Here is a 19,389-nt window from a genome sequence, read left to right on the forward strand (position 1 = left end):
CCGAGGGGGGCTCGTGGCGAGCAGTGCCGTGCCGTTCGCGGTGGACCGTTCCGTACCCGCTCTGGTCGTGAAGATCGGCCACTATCCACTGCATCACGGTGGCGTCGGAGCCATCCGGTCCCTGGGGCGTCTCGGTGTCCCCATGTACGCGGTCACCGAGGACCGCTGGACCCCGGCGGCGCTCTCACGCTATCTGGAGAGGGCCTTCGTCTGGCCGACCACCGGCAGCGAGCGGCCGGAGCGGTTGGTGGAAGGGCTGCTGCGGATAGGCCGGGCGATCGGCCGGCCGACGGTTCTGCTGCCCACGGATGAGGAAGCGGCGGTGCTGATCGCCGAGCACGCGGATCGGCTCGCCGGGGAGGGCGGCTTCCTCTTCCCTCGCGCCGAGCCCGAGTTGCCCAGGCGGCTGGCGAGCAAGCAGGGGCTGCATGAGCTGTGCGTCAAGCACGGGGTGCCCACGCCCGAGGCCGCCTTCCCGGATACCTACGCCGACGTCAAGGCGTTCGCGGCGAGCGCGCGGTTTCCGGTGGTCGCCAAGAACCGGGAGGCGTTCGAGCGGCGGAAGAAGCCCGCGGTGGGCGGCACCACCCGGATCGAGGGCCCGCGGGAGCTGATGGAGCTGGCGCGGCGGTGGGGACCGCGGCCCGGGGTGGTCCTGCAGGAGTATCTGCCGCGCGAGGACGCCGAGGACTGGATCGTGCATGGGTACTTCGACTCCCGGAGTACACCGCTGGCGATGTTCACCGGGGTCAAGGTGCGGTCCTGGCCGCCGCACGCGGGGATGACGGCATGCGCCTATGTAGTGGAGAACGAAGAGCTGGCGCGGATGGCGGCCCAGTTCGTCCAGCGGATCGGCTTCAGCGGCATCGTCGATCTGGACTGGCGCTTGGACCGGCGCGACGGGCGGTACAAGCTGCTGGACTTCAATCCGCGGATGGGCGCCCAGTTCCGGCTCTTCGAGAGCGCTGCGGGGATCGATGTCGTCCGGGCCCAGCATCTCGATCTGACGGGGCGTGCGGTCCCCGGGGCCGGGCAGCGGCCGGACCGCCGGTTCACGGTCGAGAACATCGACCTCCCCGCGCTGCTCGCCTATCGCCGCAGTGGATACATCACCCCGCACGCCCCGGCGAGGGCGAGCGGGACCGAGCTCGCCTGGGCCGCGCGGGACGACATGAAGCCGTTCTTCACCATGCTGGCCCGCTCGCTGCGGCCCGGCGCGGCCCAGCTGTACCGGCTGTGGCGCGCCAAGTGAACGCTGAACACCTTGGGGGGATTCATGAACGATCCAGTAGTGGTCATCGGGGCCGGTCCGTATGGTCTGTCGACCGCGGCTCATCTGCGCGCCCGCGGGCTGCCGGTCCGTGTCTTCGGGGATCCGATGGTGAGCTGGCGCGAGCGGATGCCCGCGGGCATGCTGCTCAAGTCCACACCGGTCGCCTCGAACATCGACGCACCGCAGCCGGGACACACCCTGCTGGACTTCTGCCATGCGATGGGCGGCCCGCGCTATGAGTCGGACTGGGACCTGATCCCCGTCGAGACCTTCTCGGCCTACGGCCTGTGGTTCCAGGAGCGGCTGGTGCCGGAGCTGGAGCGGGTGCGGGTCGTTTCGGTCGACCGGCGGGGCGGCCGGTTCGAGCTGAAGCTGGACTCGGGGGAGCAGTTCACCGCGCGCGCCGTCGTCGTCGCCAGCGGCCTCAGCGGGCTTGTCCACCTCCCCCATGAGCTGGCCGCCGCCGTACCGGACGGGCCCGCTCCCGGCGGCCCCGTCTCGCACAGTTCGCAACACCGTGACCTCGCGCGCTTCCAGGGGCGTGAGGTGGTGGTCGTCGGGGCCGGGCAGTCGGCGCTGGAGAGCGCGGTGCTGCTGGCCGAGGCGGGCGCCACCGTGCGGGTGGTGGCCCGCGGACCGCGCGCGGTCGCCTTCGGCTCCCCGCCGGACCACCAGCCCAGGCTGCGGCCCGAGTCGCCGTTCGGTCGCGCCTGGTCGCTGTACGCGCTGTCGTACCACGCCGTGGGCTTCCGGCGGCTGCCCGCACCGACCCGGGAGTACCTGGTCCGCAAGGTGCTGGGGCCCAAGGGCGCCTGGTGGCTGAGGGATCGGTTCGCCGGACGGGTGCGGGTCACCCAGGGGCGGCGGATCAGCCGGGTCACGGTGCGAGCCGATGGCCGGCCGGTGCTCAGCCTGCACGGGAGCGGCCGGGTCGGTGAGCTGGCCGCCGACCATGTGATGGCCGCGACGGGCTACCGGATGAGCGTCGCCGCGCTGGACTTCCTCGGGCCCGGGCTCCGCTCCGAGTTGGTCACCGGCGCCGGGGGACCCTGGCTCGACGCCGGATACGGCTCCTCGGTCCCCGGGCTGTACTTCACCGGGCTGCCCGCGGCGGCGAGTTTCGGTCCGGTGATGCGGTTCGTCTGCGGCACGGAGTACGCGTCGCCCCGGCTGGCGAAGGCGGTGGCCGCCGCACACGGATGAGCGCCTGCCGAGCCAACGGCCATCGGCCTGCCCGGCCGATCGCCGCCTGGGCTGATGGCCGCCTTGGCCGCTGGCCTGCCCTGGCCCCGGCCGGTGGTCCGGCCTGGCTCCTGGCCCGTCCCGGCCGGTGGCTTGCCTTGGCCGGTGGTCCGACCTGGCTCCTGGTCCGTCCCGGCCGGTGGCTTGCCTTGGCCGGTGGTCCGACCTGGCCCCTGGCCAGCTCCGGCCGGTGGCCTGCCTTGCCGAAGGCCCACCTCGACTGATGGCCGTCCCCGGCCCGTGGGCTGCCCCGGTTTGTGGGCTGCCCCGGCCCGTGGCGGCGTTGGTTGACCGGGCGGGGCGGGTCGGTTGACCGCCCTGTGGCCGGGCTCGTTGACCAGTTGGCGTGCCGGGTTGGCTGACCGGATCGTGCCCGGGTCGGTTGACCGGTCGGCGGGTCGGGCCAGTCGACCGGTCGGCGGACCGGGTTGGCTGCCCCGGCCCGTGCCGACCGGTCGCCGGGCGGGGCCAAGTCGACCGGTCGGCGGACTGGGCTGGTTGACCAGTTGGCGTGCCGGGTTGGCTGACCGGATCGTGTCCGGGGCGGCTGACCGGTCGGCGGGTCGGGTCGGCTGCCCCGGCCCGTGTCCGGGTCGGTTGACCGGTCAGCGGGCCGGGTCGGTCGACCGGTCGGCAGGCCGGGTCGGTGGGGCGGGTTGGCTGACGTGTCGGGGGCCGGGGGATGAATGATCTGCTGCGATCGCGGTACCGCGATGTGAAGTAGCCGGTTCGGGAGAGAACGGTGAGAGGCACACAAGGCGGGAAGGCGCCCACAGTGATCGATACCCGACCGGATACGCTGCCTGTTGGTGGAGGCAGCGACACATCGACATTCGCGTCATTCGTAGGCAGACAGGAGTACCCCGTGAGCTTCGTCGGGCCCTTGGGGCTGAGCGTGCGGGACCGGACTCTGGAAGCCGACACCCAGGCCGGGCTGACGGCGGTCGAAGAGGGCCTGCTGGAGGCCACCAAGAGCGAAGTGCCCTTCATCACCGAGGCCGCCCAGCATCTGGTGCGGGCAGGTGGGAAGCGGTTCCGGCCCCTGCTGGTGCTGCTGGCCGCGCAGTTCGGCGATCCTCACGCACCCGGAGTGGTGCCCTCGGCCGTGGTCGTCGAGCTCACCCATCTGGCGACGCTGTACCACGACGATGTGATGGACGAGGCGGAGGTGCGGCGCGGCGTTTCCAGCGCCAACGTCCGCTGGGGCAACTCGGTGGCGGTCCTCACCGGCGACTTCCTCTTCGCCCGGGCCTCGCACATCCTGGCCGACCTCGGCCCCGAGGCGGTGCGGATCCAGGCCGAGGCGTTCGAGCGGCTGGTCACCGGCCAGATCCTGGAGACGGCGGGCCCCCGCGACGGCCGTGACCCGGTCGAGCACTATCTGGATGTGCTGGCCGGCAAGACGGGCTCGCTGATCGCCGTCTCCGGCCGGTTCGGCGCGATGATGTCGGGTGCCGACGAGTCCATCGTCAGCATCCTCACGCAGTACGGCGAGCGGCTCGGCATGGCCTTCCAGCTCGCCGACGATGTGCTGGACATCGCCAGCGACAGCCATGAGTCCGGCAAGACCCCCGGCACCGATCTGCGCGAGGGCGTGGCCACCCTGCCCGTGCTCTATGTGCGGGAGCGGGCCGAGGCGACCGGTTCGGCCGAGGACCGCGAGCTGTGCGAGCTGCTCGCGGGCGACCTCACCGATGACGCGCGCCATGCCGAGGTGCTGCGGCGGCTGCGCGCCCATCCGGCGCTGGAGCAGGCCCGCCGGGTGACGGTCCGCTATGCGGCGGAGGCCCGTTCGATGCTGGCGCCGCTGCCCGAGGGCCCGGCGAAGGCGGCCCTGGAGGGGCTGTGCGACGCGGTGGTCCACCGGGCCGGCTGACGCCCCGCCAACCGGGCCGGCTGACGCCCCGCCCAACCCCCGTCCATCGGTCGGCTGACGCCCCGCCCGGCGCCCGCTCCCGCCCCGACCGCCCCCGGCTTCGGGGAGCCGACCCTGACTCCCGGGGGAGCGGTGTCATCCCGGAGCAGTACACCTAGGTGATCCTGCGGGCTGACGCGCCACGTCACACGATTTGGTGGGATGAAAAGACCACCACATGGCGGGATCGGGTGACAATGGCCCGAGAGGGTGGACGAGTGCAAGCTGACGAACCGCCGCCGACGACGGAGGTAGAGCACACATGGCACGGATCCGACCGACACAGGTCGCCGATGACGGCTTCTGGGATGACAAGCGGCCATCCCGGGGGAAGAAGGCCGCCCGGTACGCCGCCCCGGTCGCGGTCGCGGGCATCGCGGCGGCGACCATAGGGCTGGTCCCGGCGCTGGCCAGCACCGGTGACCCCGACCTGCCGAAGATCTCGGCACAAGAGCTGATCAGCAAGATGGCGGCATCGGACGCCCAGCAGATGTCCGGTTCGGTGAAGATCACCACCGATCTGGGCATCCCCTCGCTCCCCGGCGGCGGCTCCCTCGCCGACCTCGGCGGGGCGCAGGGCGGCGAGGCGTCCGCCTCGCCCGATTCCCGGCTGATGGAGCTGGTCTCCGGTTCCCACACCCTGCGGGTGGCCACCGATGGCCCCGACAAGCAGCGGGTATCGATCGTCGAGAACGCCGCCGAGTACAGCATGATCCACAACGGCGACGAGATCTGGGCGTACGACAGCGGGAGCAACTCCGCCTACCACGCCACCGCCCCCAAGGAGGCGAAGGACAAGGGCAACCACCGGCAGGAGCTGCCGAAGGACCTGCGGGGCGCCACGCCCCAGGAGATCGCCAAGACCGTGCTCGCCTCCGTGGACGACACCACGGATGTGACGGTCGACGGCACCTCCCGGGTCGCCGGACGGGACGCGTACGACCTGCTGATCAAGCCCAAGGCGGACAGCGACTCCACGATCGGATCCGTCCGTATCGCGGTGGACGCGGACAACGGTGTCCCGCTGAAGTTCACGCTCTCCCCGAAGAGCGGCGGCAAGGCGGCTATCGACGTGGGCTACACCAAGGTCGACTTCGGCAAGCCCAAGGCCAGCACCTTCGACTTCACTCCGCCCAAGGGCGCCAAGGTCACCGAGGAGCCCAAGGCCGGCCGGCCCGAGGCCAAGGACTTCCGCTCCAAGGACTTCGGCTCCAAGGACTTCAAGGACGCCCAGGGCGCCCTGTCCGGGCTGAAGGCCGTCGGTAAGGGCTGGGACTCGATCGCCCGGCTCGACACCCCCGGCGGCGCGGCGTCCACGAACCCCGGCGGCGACAGCGGCCCGGGTGCGGCGTCCGGACTCCTCGGCGGCTTCGGCAAGGAGGTCAAGGGCGACTTCGGCTCCGGCACGGTGGTCAGTACCCGTCTGGTCAACGCGCTGCTGACCAATGACGGCAAGGTGTTCGTCGGCGCGGTCGACAAGGACGCCCTGGTCAAGGCCGCCAACGCGGCCAAGTGAGGCGCTGGGCGCGCACGGCGTAGAACACGACGCATGACGAAGGGGAGCCCGTGGAGCAGCGGTCCACCGAGGGGGACGACGCCGCGGTGGAGACCCGCGGGCTCACCAAGCGCTACCGGGGCGGACAGCTCGCGGTCGACGCACTCGACCTGTCCGTGCCGCGTGGCAGCGTCTTCGGCTTCCTCGGGCCCAACGGCTCGGGGAAGACGACGACGATCCGCATGCTCATGGGCCTGATCGAGCCCACCTCGGGCAGAGCCAGACTGCTCGGCGAGCCGATGCCGCGCGCCGCCCGGAGCGTGCTGCCCAGGGTGGGCGCCCTCATCGAGGGCCCCGCCCTCTACCCCTTTCTGACCGGCCGCGACAATCTGCTGCGCTACGACGCCGCGGACCCCACGGCCGACCCCCGCACCCGCGTCCCCCGCGTCGAGGCCGCCCTGGACCGGGTCGGGCTGGCCGCCGCGGCCGGGAAGAAGGCCCGCGCCTACTCGCTCGGCATGAAGCAGCGCCTGGGCCTGGCCGCCGCGCTGCTCCAGCCGCGTGAGCTGCTGGTCCTGGACGAGCCGACCAACGGCCTCGATCCGCAGGGCATGCGCGAGATCCGTTCCCTGGTACGCGAACTGGCCGAGGAGGGCACCACCGTCTTTCTCTCCTCGCATCTCCTCGACGAGATCGAACAGGTGTGCACGCACGCCGCCGTGATGGCCCAGGGCCGTCTGATCGCCCAGGGCACGGTGGCCGAGCTGGCGGCGGGCAGCCGCGGCAGGCTGGTCGTCTCCACTCCGGACCCGGCGGACGCGGTCCGGATCCTGAAGGAGCACGGTGTGACGGATCTGGTGAGCCTGGACGAGCGGGTCTCCGGCGAGCTGCCGGTGCCCGGCCCCGGCGCGGACGACGCACCGCTGGAGCTGGCCGATCTCAACGCCGCCCTCGTCCGCGCGGGGGTACGGGTCCGGGCCTTCGGAGCCGAACGCGCCTCGCTCGAGGACGCCTTTGTCGCGCTGACCGGGGAGGGCTTCGATGTCGCGGGCTGAGGAACTGGGGGCGCGGGCTGAGGGACCAGGGGCGGTCGACCTCGGCGTACCGGACACGGTCGGCACCGGCACACCGGACACGGTCGGCACCGGCACACCGGCCACGGTTGACACCGGCGTACCGGCCACCGTGACGGATGGAAAGGCCCCGAACGCGCCCCGCCCGAACCCCCTCTGGGCCCTGGCGCTCTTCCGCTCCGAGCTGACCACCACCCTCCGCCGCTGGCGGACCCTGGCCCTGCTCGGAGTGCTCGCGCTGATCCCGATCCTCATCGGCGTCGCCGTGAAGATCGAGACGAGCGACGGCGGCGGCCTCGGCGGCAGTCGTGGCGGAGACGGGCAGGGCCCCGCCTTCTTCTCCCAGATCACCAACAACGGGATCTTCCTGGTCTTCGCGTCACTGGCGGCGACGCTGCCCGTCTTCCTGCCGATGGTGATCGGCGTGATCACCGGTGACGCCATCGCCGGTGAGGCGGGCGCCGGAACGTTGCGCTATCTGCTGGTCGCCCCCGCCGGACGGACCCGTCTCCTGCTGGCCAAATTCACCACGTCCATGGCCTTCTGTCTGATCGCGACCCTGATCGTGGCGCTGTCGGGCCTGGTGACGGGGGCGCTGCTGTTCCCGCTCGGCGATGTCACGCTGATCTCGGGCATCACCGTCTCGTTCGAGGAAGCGCTGCTCCGGGCCCTCGGTGTGGCGACCCTGGTGGCCCTGTCGCTGGTGGGGATCGCGACGGTGGGGCTGTTCATCTCCACCCTGACCAACAGCGGGATCGCGGCCATGGCCACGACCGTGGGGCTGGTGGTCACCGTGCAGATCCTCGACAGCATCCCGCAGCTCCACGCGATCCACCCGTATCTCTTCCCGCACTACTGGCTCAGCTTCGCCGATCTCCTGCGCGAGCCGGTCTACTGGGACGAGCTGGTCAAGAATCTGGGGCTGCAGGGGCTGTACGTCGCCGTGTTCGGCTCGGCGGCCTGGGCCCGGTTCACCGCGAAGGACATCACGGCCTGAGCCGGTTGGCGCCGAAAACCGAGCCGAAAACCGAGCCGAACACGGCACGTCATCCGGGATCAGGCGCCGCCGAGCGTCCAGACCGCGTACGCGATGGCGTCGCTGTTGCGGTCCAGGGCGGTGTCGTCGATGTTGCTGATGGTGTCGCAGGAGCGGTGGTAGCAGCTGTCGAACGCCCGACCGGAGGTGCCGCCCCACTTCTGGGCCTGGGCGGAGGTCTTGATGTAGTCGGCGCCGCTGAAGAGACCGCCCACCGGGATGCCCACGTTCTTGAACGGCGCGTGGTCGGAGCGGCCGTCGCCCTCGGTCTCGATCTCGGTGGGAACGCCCTTGGCGGAGAAGAACGCCTTGAACACCGACTCGATCCCGGGGTCGTCGTCATAGACGAAGTAGCCGGGGTTGGGCGAGCCGATCATGTCGAAGTTGAGATAGCCGTCGATCTTCGCCCGCTCGGATGACGGCAGGTTGTTGACGTAGGAGCGGGAGCCGACCATCCCCAGCTCCTCGGCGCCCCACCAGGCGAACCGCAGATGCTTGGTGGGCTTCGCCCCCTGGCGGGCGACGGTGAGCGCGGTCTCCAGGATTCCGGCGGAGCCCGAGCCGTTGTCGTTGATCCCGGGGCCCGCGGTGACCGAGTCGAGATGGGCGCCGGAGAACACCACGTTGTTGGTGTCGCCGCCGGGCCAGTCGGCGATGAGGTTGTAGCCGGTGGAACCGCTGGAGGTGAACTGCTGCACAGTGGTGGTGTATCCGGCGGCGTCCAGCTTGCCCTTGATGTAGTCGAGGGACGCCTTGTAGCCGGGGCGGCCATGGGCGCGGTTGCCGCCGTTGGCGGTGGCGATCGACTGGAGCTGGGTCAGATGGGCCTTCACATTGGCCACGGAGACGTCCGGCACCGCGAGGGCGGTACGGGCGTCCGCCGCTGGCCGGGCCGGTGCGGCGGCGGCGGAGGTGGCCGGGGCGGCCGACACCAGGGCGGCGACGGCCGTACCGGCGGCGGCCATGGCGGCCGTCCGGCGTATCAGGGATCTTCGGGGGCGGCGTTCAGCGCATGACGACATGGGGGGCTCCGGTTCCGAACGGGGACAGGACGGAATGACGTGACGCTGTGTGGTGCACGTGCCCGTGGGGGCGATGGAGCGGTGAAACCTGCGGTTCGGTGAAGCGGCGATGACGCGAGGCTGATGCTCCGGGTGTGGCTGACTCCGCGTCAAGGGCGGGAACCGGACATCAGCCGCCGGATATCGGTCCCGGCCGGGCCTCGGGCCCGCCGACGTCCGATACAGCGGCATCCGATATGACGGTCTCCGGAACCAGACCGGCTTCGGGAACGAGACCCGCCTCCCGAACGAGACGCGCCTCCCGAACGGCACCCGCCTTCGGAAGGACACACGCCTCCGGAACGACACCGCCCTCCACTGTCGCCGACAGCGCGGCCGCCCGCGCGGCGGCGTTGGCCAGGTCCCGCCGCGCCCGCCGCGCGGTGCGCAGCGCGTCCCAGGTGAGCAGCGCAAGGGCGAGCCAGACGAGGGAGAAGCCTGCCCACCGTTCGGGTGGCATCGTCTCGTGGAAGACGGTGATGCCGAGGGCGAACTGGAAGGTCGGCGCCACGTACTGCAGCATCCCGATCGTCGACAGCGGCAGCCGCACCGCCGAGGCCCCGAAGCAGATGAGCGGCAGCGCCGTGACGAAGCCACAGCTCGCCAGCAGCGCCGCATGTCCGGCGCCCTCGCTCGCGAACGTGCTGTCACCGCGCGCCCCGAGCCAGATCAGGAAGCCCAGCGCGGGCAGGAACTGTACGGCGGTCTCGGCGGCCAGCGACTCCAGCCCGTCCAGCCCGACCCGCTTCTTGGCCAGGCCGTACGTCGCGAAGCTGAAGGCGAGCGTGAGCGCGATCCACGGCAGCTTGCCGTAACCCACCGCCAGCACGGCCACGGCCACCGCCCCGACGCCGACCGCCGCCCACTGCGCGGGCCGCAGCCGCTCCCGCAGCAGCAGCACCCCGAAGGCGATGCTGACCAGCGGGTTGATGAAGTATCCGAGCGCGGCCTCCACCAAGTGGCCGCTGTTGACGCCCCAGATGTACAGGCCCCAGTTGATCGAGATCACGGTCGCGGCGAGCGCGATCATGAGCAGCCGTCGGGGCTCCCGCAGCAGCGGCCGTATCCAGCTCCAGCGGCGCAGCGCCAGCAGCACCAGACCGACGGCCGCCAGCGACCACACCATCCGGTGGGCGAGGATCTCCACCGCGCCGGCGGGCTCCAGCAGCGGCCAGAAGAGCGGCACCAGCCCCCAGAAGGCGTATGCCGCGAAGCCGTAGAGGAGACCGGCGCGATCGGCGCGCTCCTGCTGGTCCTGCGGCGTCACGGCACCCTCCCCGACGGCATGGCGAGCCCAGGGCGGGCCCGTTCCGAGGGTCCGAAGGTAGCGCCGGTGAGGCCCGCCTGTCATTTCCGTATCGCATGACGGTCATGACAGGACGCATGACGGTCACGACAGGCCGGATGGCGGTGATGACAGGCGGGCCGTGGTGCGTACGGGGCCGGTCAGCCCTTCAGCGCGGCCGCGACCGAGTCCGCGATGGGCGTGGTCGGGCGGCCGATGAGCCGGGACAGATCGCCCGGGGTGGCGGCCAGTCGGCCGCGCTCGATGGCCACCTCGACGTCGGAGAGGGCCGCGGCGAGGGGCTCGGGGACGCCCGCGCCGGTGAGGATGGTCTGGTACTCCGCCGGGGAGACGGCGCCGTAGACGATCTCCTTGCCGGTCTGCCCCGCGACCACCTCGGCGTACTCGGCGAAGCTCCAGGCGGTGTCGCCGGAGAGCTCGTACGCCTTGCCCTCGTGGCCCTCGCCGGTCAGGACGGCGACGGCGGCCGCGGCGTAGTCGGCGCGCGAGGCGGAGGCGACCCGGCCCTCGCCCGCGGCGCCCACGACGGCGCCGTGCTCCAGGACCGGGGCGAGGTTCTCGGTGTAGTTCTCGTTGTACCAGCCGTTGCGGAGCAGGGCGTACGGCAGACCGGAGTCGGTGACCGCCTTCTCGGTGACGTGGTGCTCGTCGGCCAGGGTGAAGTCGGCGGCGGGGCCGCCCAGAATGCTGGTGTAGGCGAGCAGCGCGACACCGGCCTCCTTGGCGGCGTCTACGACGGCCTGGTGCTGCGGACCGCGCTGCCCGACCTCGCTGCCGGAGATCAGCAGCACCTTGTCGCCCGCGGCGAAGGCGCCGGAGAGCGTCTCGGGCCGGTTGTAGTCGGCCTCGTGCAGCCGTACACCGCGGTCGGCGAAGTCGGCGGCCTTCGCGGTGTCGCGCACGACCGCGGTGATCTGGTCGGCGGGAACCTTCTCCAGCAGCCCCTCGACGACGAGACGGCCGAGGTGGCCGGTGGCTCCGGTGACGACAATGCTCATCGGTGTGACTCTCTCCTGTTCGGGGATCGGTACACCCACCTTAAGGGAAGCGCTAACCAATAGAAAGGTGCTTCCGGGTTAAGTAAGTGTGTTCATCCGGGGCTGGGGCTGGGGCCCAGGCCGGGGCCGGGGCCGGGGCCGGATTCAGGTCCGGGTTTGGGTTCGGAACCGCGTCACTCCGGGGCCTCGCTCTCCCGTGCCGCGAGGCTGACGGCGAACGGCAGGATCGTCACCGCGACTCCCGGCAGCTGCTCCAGCGCCTTCGCCAGCGACTCCGCCGTGCCCCGGTGCAGCAGCTTGCCCAGCGGGGAGGTGTAGGTGCGGCGCGGCACCAGCAGGGTCAGCGCGGTCTGCCCGTCCTCGGTGGTACGGGCCGCCAGCTCCATCACCGCATGGCGCAGCCGCCGGTCCGGGCACGCCACGACCTCCAGCGCCACCGTCACCCCCGCCGTCGCCTCCCACCGCGCCATCAGCCGGCGGGCATGGCTCTCGTCCACCATGAAGTGCACCGCGCGGACCTCGTCGGGCCGCAGCTCATGGGCGTAGCGCAGCGCCTTGACCGTCGCGAGGTCGATGCTGTCCGCCAGGACGAAGACGACATGGCGCCGCCAGCGCGGGACGTCGTCCCCGGGGCGCGGCACCGCCTCCAGGGCGGCCGCCTCCGCGCGGTACTCGCGGTTGATCCGGATCAGCGCCCAGACCCCCAGCGGGAAGACCACCACGACCAGCCAGGCGCCCTCGGTGAACTTGGTGATCCCGAAGATCAGCACCACGGCGGCGGAGACGGCCGCGGTGGTGAGGTTGACCGCGATCTTCCAGCCCCGGCCCGGCTCCCGGCGCCGCAGGTGATAGGCGGTCAGCCCGGCCCCGGCCATGGTGAAGGCGGTGAACACCCCGATCGCGTACAGCGCCACCAGCCGGTCCACATTGGCCTTGGTGACCACCAGCAGCGCCAGCGCCACCACGGCCAGCGCGATGATCCCGTTGGAGAAGGCCAGCCGGTGGCCGCGCCGGGTGAGCTGCCGGGGCAGAAAGCGGTCCTCGGCCACGAAGCTGGCCAGGAAGGGGAAGCCGGTGAACGGCGTGTTGGCACCCGTATAGAGGATGAGCGCGGTCGCCAGTTGGACGAACGCCAGCCCCAGGGCGCCCACCACTCCGTCGCCGAAGACCAGATGGGCCTCCTGTGCGAGGACGGTCGGGGTGCCGTCCCGGTACGGGATGGCGTGGGTGAAGTGGGCGAGGGCGGAGACCCCGAGGACCAGCGTGCCCAGGATGCAGCTCATCGTGATCAGCGTGCGGCGGGCGTTGCGGCCCTTGGGATCGCGGAAGACCGAGACGCTGTTGGAGATCGCCTCCAGACCGGTCAGCGAGGAGCCGCCGTTGGCGAACGAGCGCAGCACGATGAAGAGCGAGGCTCCGTAGAGCCAGCCGCTGCCCGAGGTGCCGAGGGGCATGGCGCCCGCGGCGTGCACATCGGCGTGCGGAAGCCGCCCGGTGAGCCCGCGGACGACGCCGACCACCAGCATCAGGCCGACGGCGACGATGAACAGATAGGCGGGCACCATGAAGACCCGCCCGGCCTCGCGCAGTCCGCGCAGATTGCCGTAGGCGAGGATCAGGATCACCAGGGCGCTGAGGGGCAGTTGGAGATGGTCGATACCGGTCCAGGTGCCGGCGACGAGATGGGCGAACGAGATGATCGCGTTGGTGCCCGCCGAGACCTGGACCGCGACGGTGACGATGTAGTCCACCAGCAGCGCCACGGAGGCGATCTGGGCGATGTCCGGGCCGAAGTTCTCCCGCGCCACCACGTATGAGCCGCCCGCCCGGGTGTAGATCGTCACCACATCGCTGTAGCAGAGCGTGACCAGCAGCAGTACCAGCAGAATCGCCCCGGTCACCGGGAGGATCAGGGTGAACGCCGCGACCCCGATGACCGGCACCAGCACCCGCAGCATCTCCTCGCTGCCGTACGCCGTCGACGAGATGCAGTCGGAGGCCAGCACGCCCAGCGCGGCCGGATTGCCCAGCTTCTCGCGCCGGATCCGCTCGGTGACCAGGGGCGGGCCGAGCAGCCGCCGCTTGAGTCGGTAGGCGGGGCGGTCGGGCGGCTGGATCGGGGCGGCGGGGTCGGCCATGCGGATAGCAGAGCGGGTGCCCGGCCGGGGCGTGGTCAGACGCTCCGGCCGGGCACCCGCCTGTGCCCGTATGTACGAATGTGCCCGCCGCTGTACGAAGGTGCCTGCCGACTGTACGAAGGCGCCCTCCGACTGTACGAAGGCGCCCTCCGACTGTACGAAGGTGCCCGTCGGCAGTGCGGGGCCCGCCGGGGTCAGCCCACGACGGTCCAGGTGTCGCCGCCCGCGAGCAGCGCGCCGAGGTCGCCCTTGCCCTTCAGCTCCACGGCGTTGTCGAGCTGGTGGGACATCAGGGTGTCGTAGACCGGGCGGTCCACATCGCGCAGCACCCCGATGGGGGTGTGGTGGAGCGTGTCGGCGTCGGCGAGCCGGGTCAGCGCGAACGCCGTGGTCGGCGAGGCGGCGTGGGCGTCGTGCACCAGCACCTGGTGCTCGTTTTCCGCGGTGACGGTGACCACTTCGAGGTCGCCGGTGCTCTGGTTGCGGACGACGCCCTTGGCCTGGTCGACGCCGAAGCGGATCGGCTGCCCGTGCTCCAGCCGGATCACGGCCTCCTGGGCCTGATCCTTGTCCTTCAGGGACTCGAAGGCGCCGTCGTTGAAGATATTGCAGTTCTGGTAGATCTCCACCAGCGCGGTGCCCGGGTGGGCCGCGGCCTGTCGCAGCACCTCGGTCAGGTGCTTGCGGTCGGAGTCGATGGTGCGGGCCACGAAGCCCGCCTCGGCGCCGAGCGCGAGCGAGAGCGGGTTGAACGGCGCGTCCAGGGAGCCCATCGGGGTCGACTTGGTGATCTTGCCGACCTCGGAGGTGGGGCTGTACTGACCCTTGGTCAGGCCGTAGATGCGGTTGTTGAAGAGCAGGATCTTCAGGTTCACATTGCGGCGCAGCGCGTGGATCAGGTGGTTGCCGCCGATGGACAGCGCGTCGCCGTCACCGGTGACCACCCACACCGACAGATCCTGCCGCGAGGCGGCCAGACCGGTGGCGATGGCCGGGGCGCGGCCGTGGATGGAGTGCATCCCGTAGGTGTTCATGTAGTACGGGAAGCGTGAGGAGCAGCCGATGCCGGAGACGAAGACGATGTTCTCCTTCGCCAGGCCCAGTTCGGGCATGAAGCCCTGGACGGCGGCGAGGACCGCGTAGTCACCGCAGCCGGGGCACCAGCGGACCTCCTGGTCGGACTTGAAGTCCTTCATCGTCTGCTTGGTGTCGCTCTTGGGCACCAGGGAGAGCGCGCTTCGAGCCGATGCCGCGCCCTCGGCGAGGGTGTCAGTCATCGATGGCCTCCTTGAGGGCGGTGGCGAGCTGTTCGGCCTTGAAGGGCAGCCCGCGGACCTGGGTGAAGGAGCGGGTGTCGACCAGGTAGCGGGCGCGCAGCAGCGTCGCGAGCTGGCCCAGGTTCATCTCCGGCACCACGACCTTCTCGTAACCCTCCAGTACCTTGCCGAGGTTGGCGGGGAAGGGGTTGAGATGGCGCAGATGGGCCTGGGCGATGCGGTCGCCCGCGGTGCGGACGCGGCGCACCGCGGCGGTGATCGGGCCGTACGTCGATCCCCAGCCCAGGACCAGGGTGCGGGCGTCGCCGGTCGGGTCGTCCACCTCGATGTCCGGCACGGTGATGCCGTCCACCTTGGCCTGGCGGATGCGGACCATGTGCTCGTGGTTGGCCGGGTCGTAGGAGATGTTCCCCGAGCCGTCCTGCTTCTCGATTCCGCCGATCCGGTGCTCCAGACCGGGCGTTCCGGGCACGGCCCAGGGGCGGGCCAGGGTCTTGGGGTCGCGCTTGTAGGGCCAGAAGACCTCGGTGCCGTCGGCCAGCACATGGTTGGTGCCGGTCGCGAACTGGACGCGGAGGTCGGGCAGCTCGTCGACGTCCGGCACCCGCCAGGGCTCCGAGCCGTTGGCCAGATAGCCGTCCGACAGCAGGAAGACCGGGGTGCGGTAGGTCAGGGCGATCCGGGCGGCGTCGAGCGCGGCGTCGAAGCAGTCGGCCGGGGTCTTGGGGGCCACGATCGGCACCGGGGCCTCGCCGTTGCGCCCGTACATGGCCTGCAGCAGATCGGCCTGCTCGGTCTTGGTGGGCAGCCCGGTGGAGGGGCCGCCGCGCTGGATGTCGATCACCAGGAGCGGCAGTTCCAGCGATACCGCGAGCCCGATGGTCTCCGACTTCAGCGCCACGCCCGGGCCGGAGGTGGTGGTCACGGCGAGGGAGCCGCCGAAGGCCGCGCCCAGCGCGGCGCCGATCCCGGCGATCTCGTCCTCGGCCTGGAAGCTGCGCACGCCGAAGTTCTTGTGCTTGGAGAGCTCATGCAGGATGTCCGAGGCCGGGGTGATCGGATACGACCCCAGGAACAGCGGCAGATCCGCCTGGCGGGAGGCCGCGATCAGCCCGTACGACAGCGCCAGGTTCCCGGAGATGTTCCGGTAGGTGCCGGTGGGGAACGCCCTGGTGGCCGGGGCCACCTCGTAGGAGACGGCGAAGTCCTCGGTGGTCTCGCCGAAGTTCCAGCCCGCCCGGAAGGCGGCCACGTTCGCCTCGGCGATCTGCGGCTTCTTCGCGAACTTCTGCCGCAGGAACTTCTCGGTGCCCTCGGTCGGCCGGTGGTACATCCACGACAGCAGCCCGAGCGCGAACATGTTCTTGCTGCGCTCGGCCTCCTTGCGGGACAGGCCGAATTCCTTCAGCGCCTCGATGGTCAGCGTGGTGAGCGGCACCGGGTGGACGTGGTAGCCGTCCAGCGAGCCGTCCTCCAGGGGGCTTTGGTCATAGCCGACCTTGGCCATCGGGCGCTTGGTGAACTCGTCGGTGTTGACGATGATTTCCGCCCCGCGCGGCACATCGGGGAGGTTGGCCTTCAGCGCGGCCGGGTTCATCGCCACCAGCACGTTCGGCGCGTCACCCGGTGTGAGGATGTCGTGATCGGCGAAGTGGAGCTGGAAGCTCGACACTCCGGGCAGGGTGCCGGCGGGCGCGCGGATCTCCGCCGGGAAGTTCGGCAGGGTCGACAGGTCGTTCCCGAACGACGCCGTCTCCGAGGTGAACCGGTCACCCGTGAGCTGCATACCGTCGCCCGAGTCACCCGCGAACCGGATGATCACCCGGTCCAGACGGCGGACCTCTTTGCCGCCGTCCGCTGTTCGCTGCCCGCCGGCGGGCGTCTGCCCGCCCGGCTGATCGGCTGGTTCGGCCTGCTCGGCCGGGCTACTGACCTGGCTGGTCACTGCTTCGGACCTCCCTTGAGGCGGCGCTCCTGGACAGTCGGTGCCGACCGGTTGTTGTCCCATGACCATCGTACGTCGGTAAGGGTGGCCTTCCTTGGCCGGATCACATGGTGGACGTCCAAAGAAGAACCATATATGTCACGGTTTGGCATGATGTGTCCCATCCCCCGTGCTGTCCTTTCCGCTGATCCCCCGTTCAGCCTTTGGCCCGGCTTTGGCCCGCGGAAGTCTGCTTTCAGGAATTGAGGTATGTGAGGACAGCGAGCACCCGACGGTGATCCCCGTCACTCGGCGACAGGCCCAGCTTCAAGAAGATGTTGCTCACATGCTTCTCGACCGCGCCATCGCTCACCACGAGCTGCCGGGCGATGGCCGAATTGGTCCGCCCCTCGGCCATCAGCCCCAGGACCTCCCGCTCCCTCGGGGTGAGCCCGGCCAGCACATCCTGCTTGCGGCTGCGGCCCAGAAGCTGGGCGACCACCTCCGGGTCGAGCGCCGTACCGCCCTCGGCGACCCGTACCACCGCGTCCACGAACTCGCGCACCTCGGCCACCCGGTCCTTGAGCAGATAGCCGATGCCGCGGCTGTTCCCGGCCAGCAGCTCGGTGGCGTACTGCTCCTCCACGTACTGCGACAGGACCAGCACCCCCAGGCCCGGATGGTCACGGCGGAGCCGGATGGCCGCCCGCACCCCCTCGTCGGTGTGCGTGGGCGGCATCCTTACGTCGGCCACCACCACATCCGGCAGCACGCCCTCGTCGGCCAGCTCCCGTACCGACTTGATCAGCGCTTCCGCGTCCCCGACGCCCGCGACCACCTCATGGCCCCGGTCGGTCAGCAGCCGGGTCAGCCCCTCCCGGAGCAGCACCGAATCCTCGGCGATGACCACCCGTACTCTGTCCGGCACGATGCTCGGTCCCCGTTCCACTCGGCCCCCGTTTCGCTTGTTTCCGTGGGGACCAGCATCCCAGGGTTGGGCCGCCCGCGTCGCACAGAACCGGCCGACGCCGAGGGCGTACGACCGGTGCGGTCGTGCGCCCTCAGCGTCGGTCGGTCGGGTCGTGCGCCTTCAGCGCCAGGGGAGCTCGGCGGTCACGGTGGTCGGACCGCCCGCCGGGGAATTGACGACGAGGATCCCGTCCACCGCGTCGATCCGCTCCGACAGCCCCGCCAGACCCGAACCGGCGGAGGTGCCGGCCCCGCCCCGCCCGTCGTCCGTGATCTGCAGCATCACCCGGTCCTCGGTGCGCCAGACATCGACCTCGGCGGTGCGGGCGCCGCTGTGCTTGCTGATGTTCTGGAGCAGTTCGGAGACGGTGAAGTAGGCGATTCCCTCGATCGCGGGCGCGGGCCGTTGCGGAAGGTCGACGGTCACCGTCACGGGGACGGTGCAGCGGGCCGAGAGTGCGGAGAGGGCGGGGCCGAGGCCGCGGTCGGTGAGGATCGCGGGGTGGATGCCGCGGGCGAGGTCGCGCAGTTCCTGGAGGGCGAGCTTCACCTCGCCGTGGGCCTCGTCGACCATTTTGGCGGCGGCTTCCGGGTCCTCGTCCAGCTTCTCCTTCGCCAGGCCCAGATCCATGGCGAGGGCGACCAGCCGGGCCTGGGCGCCGTCGTGGAGGTCGCGCTCGATGCGGCGCAGATCCGCGGCGGCGGTGTCGACCACCGTGCCCCGGTCCGATTCCAGCTCCCAGACCCGGCTCGCCAGCCGGGACGGACCGAGCAGCCCGGCCACCATGATCCGGTCGACCGAGGTCAGCGCCCGCATCACCCACGGGGTCAGCAGCAGGACCAGCACACCCACGACACAGGTCGCGGTGATCTCGAACGGGGTGTCCAGATAGAACGCGCGCCCGTGGTCGTCCCCGAAGACCTGCAGACCCGGCTCGTCCACGTACCGGGGGAAGACCCAGCGCCACAGCGGATAGGTCGCGAAGCCCCAGCCGTAGCTGGTGAAGGCGATCGCGAAAGTGAAGGAGAAGACCGCCCAGGGCAGATGGATCAGCGCGTAGATCACATGACGCCAGGAGGTGCCGCTCCTGAGCAGCGCGCCCACCCAGGCGACCGGCCCGCGCCTGCCCCCGCGGCCACCCCTCCGGCCGAGGACGGGCTCGGGTTCGGCCACGTCCAGCCGCAGCAGCGCACGGGCGCGGGCCCGCTCGACGACGCCGAGCGCCCGGCAGCCCGCGAGGGCGGCGCCGAGCACCGGGACGCCGAGGAAAGTGATCAGCAGCCCGGCGCCGAGCGCGATCATCGTGATCGTGTAGACGAAGGTGAGGATGGCCATCGGCAGGCTGATCACGAGATAGAGGAACTCACGCCAGACCCGGTCCTGGAACGGCGCCTTCAGTGCCGCGGGCACCAGATGGCCACGGGGCTCGGTCCCCGGCTCGTAGGGTCGGTATGCGGTGGCCATCGTCTCGTCCGTCCTCCGGGAGCCTGGTCGGTCACGCGATCCGGGGTGAGGTGGTCGCGTCGTCTGCGTACCCCCAAGAGTCCCGGAGCGCGGTCGGCCCGACCATCGGGCGGATCGGCCTCTTCACCGGGGGGTTAGCCCTACCTTCGGGGGCGGGCCAGGGGCCTTGCCGGGGGCTGGCTCTGTCTTTGGGGGCAGGTGCTTCGCCCCCGGGGGC

14 protein-coding genes are annotated in these 19,389 nt (G+C 71.0%); 6 read left to right on the forward strand and 8 right to left on the reverse strand.

The genetic code is table 11. The features are described from left to right. Window positions 1-13: 13 nt before the first annotated feature. The 6 genes from STRVI_RS02710 (at window position 14) to STRVI_RS02735 (ending at window position 7,995) form a co-directional block, all read left to right on the forward strand. Window positions 14-1,252, forward strand: a complete 1,239-nt coding sequence (locus STRVI_RS02710) for an ATP-grasp domain-containing protein (protein ID WP_014054084.1) — start codon at window positions 14-16, stop codon at window positions 1,250-1,252. 24 nt (window positions 1,253-1,276) lie between these two features. After that, window positions 1,277-2,476, forward strand: coding sequence for an FAD-dependent oxidoreductase (locus tag STRVI_RS02715; RefSeq protein WP_014054085.1), 1,200 nt, complete (start codon window positions 1,277-1,279; stop codon window positions 2,474-2,476). Between the two features lie 904 nt (window positions 2,477-3,380). Beyond that, window positions 3,381-4,391: a polyprenyl synthetase family protein gene (locus STRVI_RS02720; RefSeq protein WP_014054086.1), complete on the forward strand. Its 1,011-nt coding sequence runs from the start codon at window positions 3,381-3,383 to the stop codon at window positions 4,389-4,391. 301 nt (window positions 4,392-4,692) lie between these two features. After that, the gene (locus tag STRVI_RS02725) at window positions 4,693-5,946 is read left to right on the forward strand and encodes a LolA family protein (RefSeq protein ID WP_014054087.1); all 1,254 of its coding nucleotides are present in this window, start codon (window positions 4,693-4,695) and stop codon (window positions 5,944-5,946) included. Window positions 5,947-5,996: 50 nt separating this feature from the next. Further along, the gene (locus STRVI_RS02730) at window positions 5,997-6,980 is read left to right on the forward strand and encodes an ABC transporter ATP-binding protein (RefSeq protein WP_014054088.1); all 984 of its coding nucleotides are present in this window, start codon (window positions 5,997-5,999) and stop codon (window positions 6,978-6,980) included. Beyond that, on the forward strand, window positions 6,967-7,995 hold the full coding sequence (locus STRVI_RS02735) for an ABC transporter permease (RefSeq protein ID WP_014054089.1): 1,029 nt from the start codon (window positions 6,967-6,969) through the stop codon (window positions 7,993-7,995). The genes STRVI_RS02730 and STRVI_RS02735 overlap by 14 nt, the downstream gene beginning before the upstream one ends. Before the next feature lie 59 nt (window positions 7,996-8,054). Here the strand turns inward: STRVI_RS02735 and STRVI_RS02740 are convergent, their stop codons facing one another. The 8 genes from STRVI_RS02740 to STRVI_RS02775 all read right to left on the reverse strand — a co-directional run bounded on the left by STRVI_RS02740 (window position 8,055) and on the right by STRVI_RS02775 (window position 19,172). Further along, window positions 8,055-8,999, reverse strand: coding sequence for a M28 family metallopeptidase (locus STRVI_RS02740; RefSeq protein WP_014054090.1), 945 nt, complete (start codon window positions 8,997-8,999; stop codon window positions 8,055-8,057). 226 nt (window positions 9,000-9,225) lie between these two features. Continuing rightward, the gene (gene rarD / locus STRVI_RS02745; protein WP_014054091.1) at window positions 9,226-10,362 is read right to left on the reverse strand and encodes an EamA family transporter RarD; all 1,137 of its coding nucleotides are present in this window, start codon (window positions 10,360-10,362) and stop codon (window positions 9,226-9,228) included. A gap of 179 nt (window positions 10,363-10,541) precedes the next feature. Then, window positions 10,542-11,399, reverse strand: a complete 858-nt coding sequence (locus STRVI_RS02750) for an SDR family oxidoreductase (RefSeq protein ID WP_014054092.1) — start codon at window positions 11,397-11,399, stop codon at window positions 10,542-10,544. A 173-nt stretch (window positions 11,400-11,572) separates the two neighbouring features. Further along, window positions 11,573-13,537, reverse strand: a complete 1,965-nt coding sequence (locus STRVI_RS02755; protein WP_014054093.1) for an APC family permease — start codon at window positions 13,535-13,537, stop codon at window positions 11,573-11,575. A 194-nt stretch (window positions 13,538-13,731) separates the two neighbouring features. After that, window positions 13,732-14,814: a 2-oxoacid:ferredoxin oxidoreductase subunit beta gene (locus tag STRVI_RS02760; protein WP_014054094.1), complete on the reverse strand. Its 1,083-nt coding sequence runs from the start codon at window positions 14,812-14,814 to the stop codon at window positions 13,732-13,734. Then, window positions 14,807-16,759, reverse strand: a complete 1,953-nt coding sequence (locus STRVI_RS02765; protein WP_014054095.1) for a 2-oxoacid:acceptor oxidoreductase subunit alpha — start codon at window positions 16,757-16,759, stop codon at window positions 14,807-14,809. Before STRVI_RS02765 ends, STRVI_RS02760 begins: the two co-directional genes overlap by 8 nt. 235 nt (window positions 16,760-16,994) lie before the next feature. Next, on the reverse strand, window positions 16,995-17,666 hold the full coding sequence (locus STRVI_RS02770; protein ID WP_014054096.1) for a response regulator transcription factor: 672 nt from the start codon (window positions 17,664-17,666) through the stop codon (window positions 16,995-16,997). A 162-nt stretch (window positions 17,667-17,828) separates the two neighbouring features. After that, window positions 17,829-19,172: a sensor histidine kinase gene (locus STRVI_RS02775; RefSeq protein WP_014054097.1), complete on the reverse strand. Its 1,344-nt coding sequence runs from the start codon at window positions 19,170-19,172 to the stop codon at window positions 17,829-17,831. Window positions 19,173-19,389 lie beyond the last annotated feature (217 nt).

Source organism: Streptomyces violaceusniger Tu 4113 (assembly GCF_000147815.2).
GTDB classification, from domain to species: Bacteria; Actinomycetota; Actinomycetes; order Streptomycetales; family Streptomycetaceae; genus Streptomyces; species Streptomyces violaceusniger_A.

Coding starts and splice junctions, on each gene's coding strand:
- STRVI_RS02715 (WP_014054085.1), top strand. CDS start 1,277: ATGAACGATCCAGTAGTGGTCATCGGGGCCGGTCCGTATGGTCTGTCG.
- STRVI_RS02725 (WP_014054087.1), top strand. CDS start 4,693: ATGGCACGGATCCGACCGACACAGGTCGCCGATGACGGCTTCTGGGAT.
- STRVI_RS02735 (WP_014054089.1), top strand. CDS start 6,967: ATGTCGCGGGCTGAGGAACTGGGGGCGCGGGCTGAGGGACCAGGGGCG.
- STRVI_RS02740 (WP_014054090.1), bottom strand. CDS start 8,999: ATGGCCGCCGCCGGTACGGCCGTCGCCGCCCTGGTGTCGGCCGCCCCG.
- STRVI_RS02750 (WP_014054092.1), bottom strand. CDS start 11,399: ATGAGCATTGTCGTCACCGGAGCCACCGGCCACCTCGGCCGTCTCGTC.
- STRVI_RS02755 (WP_014054093.1), bottom strand. CDS start 13,537: ATGGCCGACCCCGCCGCCCCGATCCAGCCGCCCGACCGCCCCGCCTAC.
- STRVI_RS02760 (WP_014054094.1), bottom strand. CDS start 14,814: ATGACTGACACCCTCGCCGAGGGCGCGGCATCGGCTCGAAGCGCGCTC.
- STRVI_RS02775 (WP_014054097.1), bottom strand. CDS start 19,172: ATGGCCACCGCATACCGACCCTACGAGCCGGGGACCGAGCCCCGTGGC.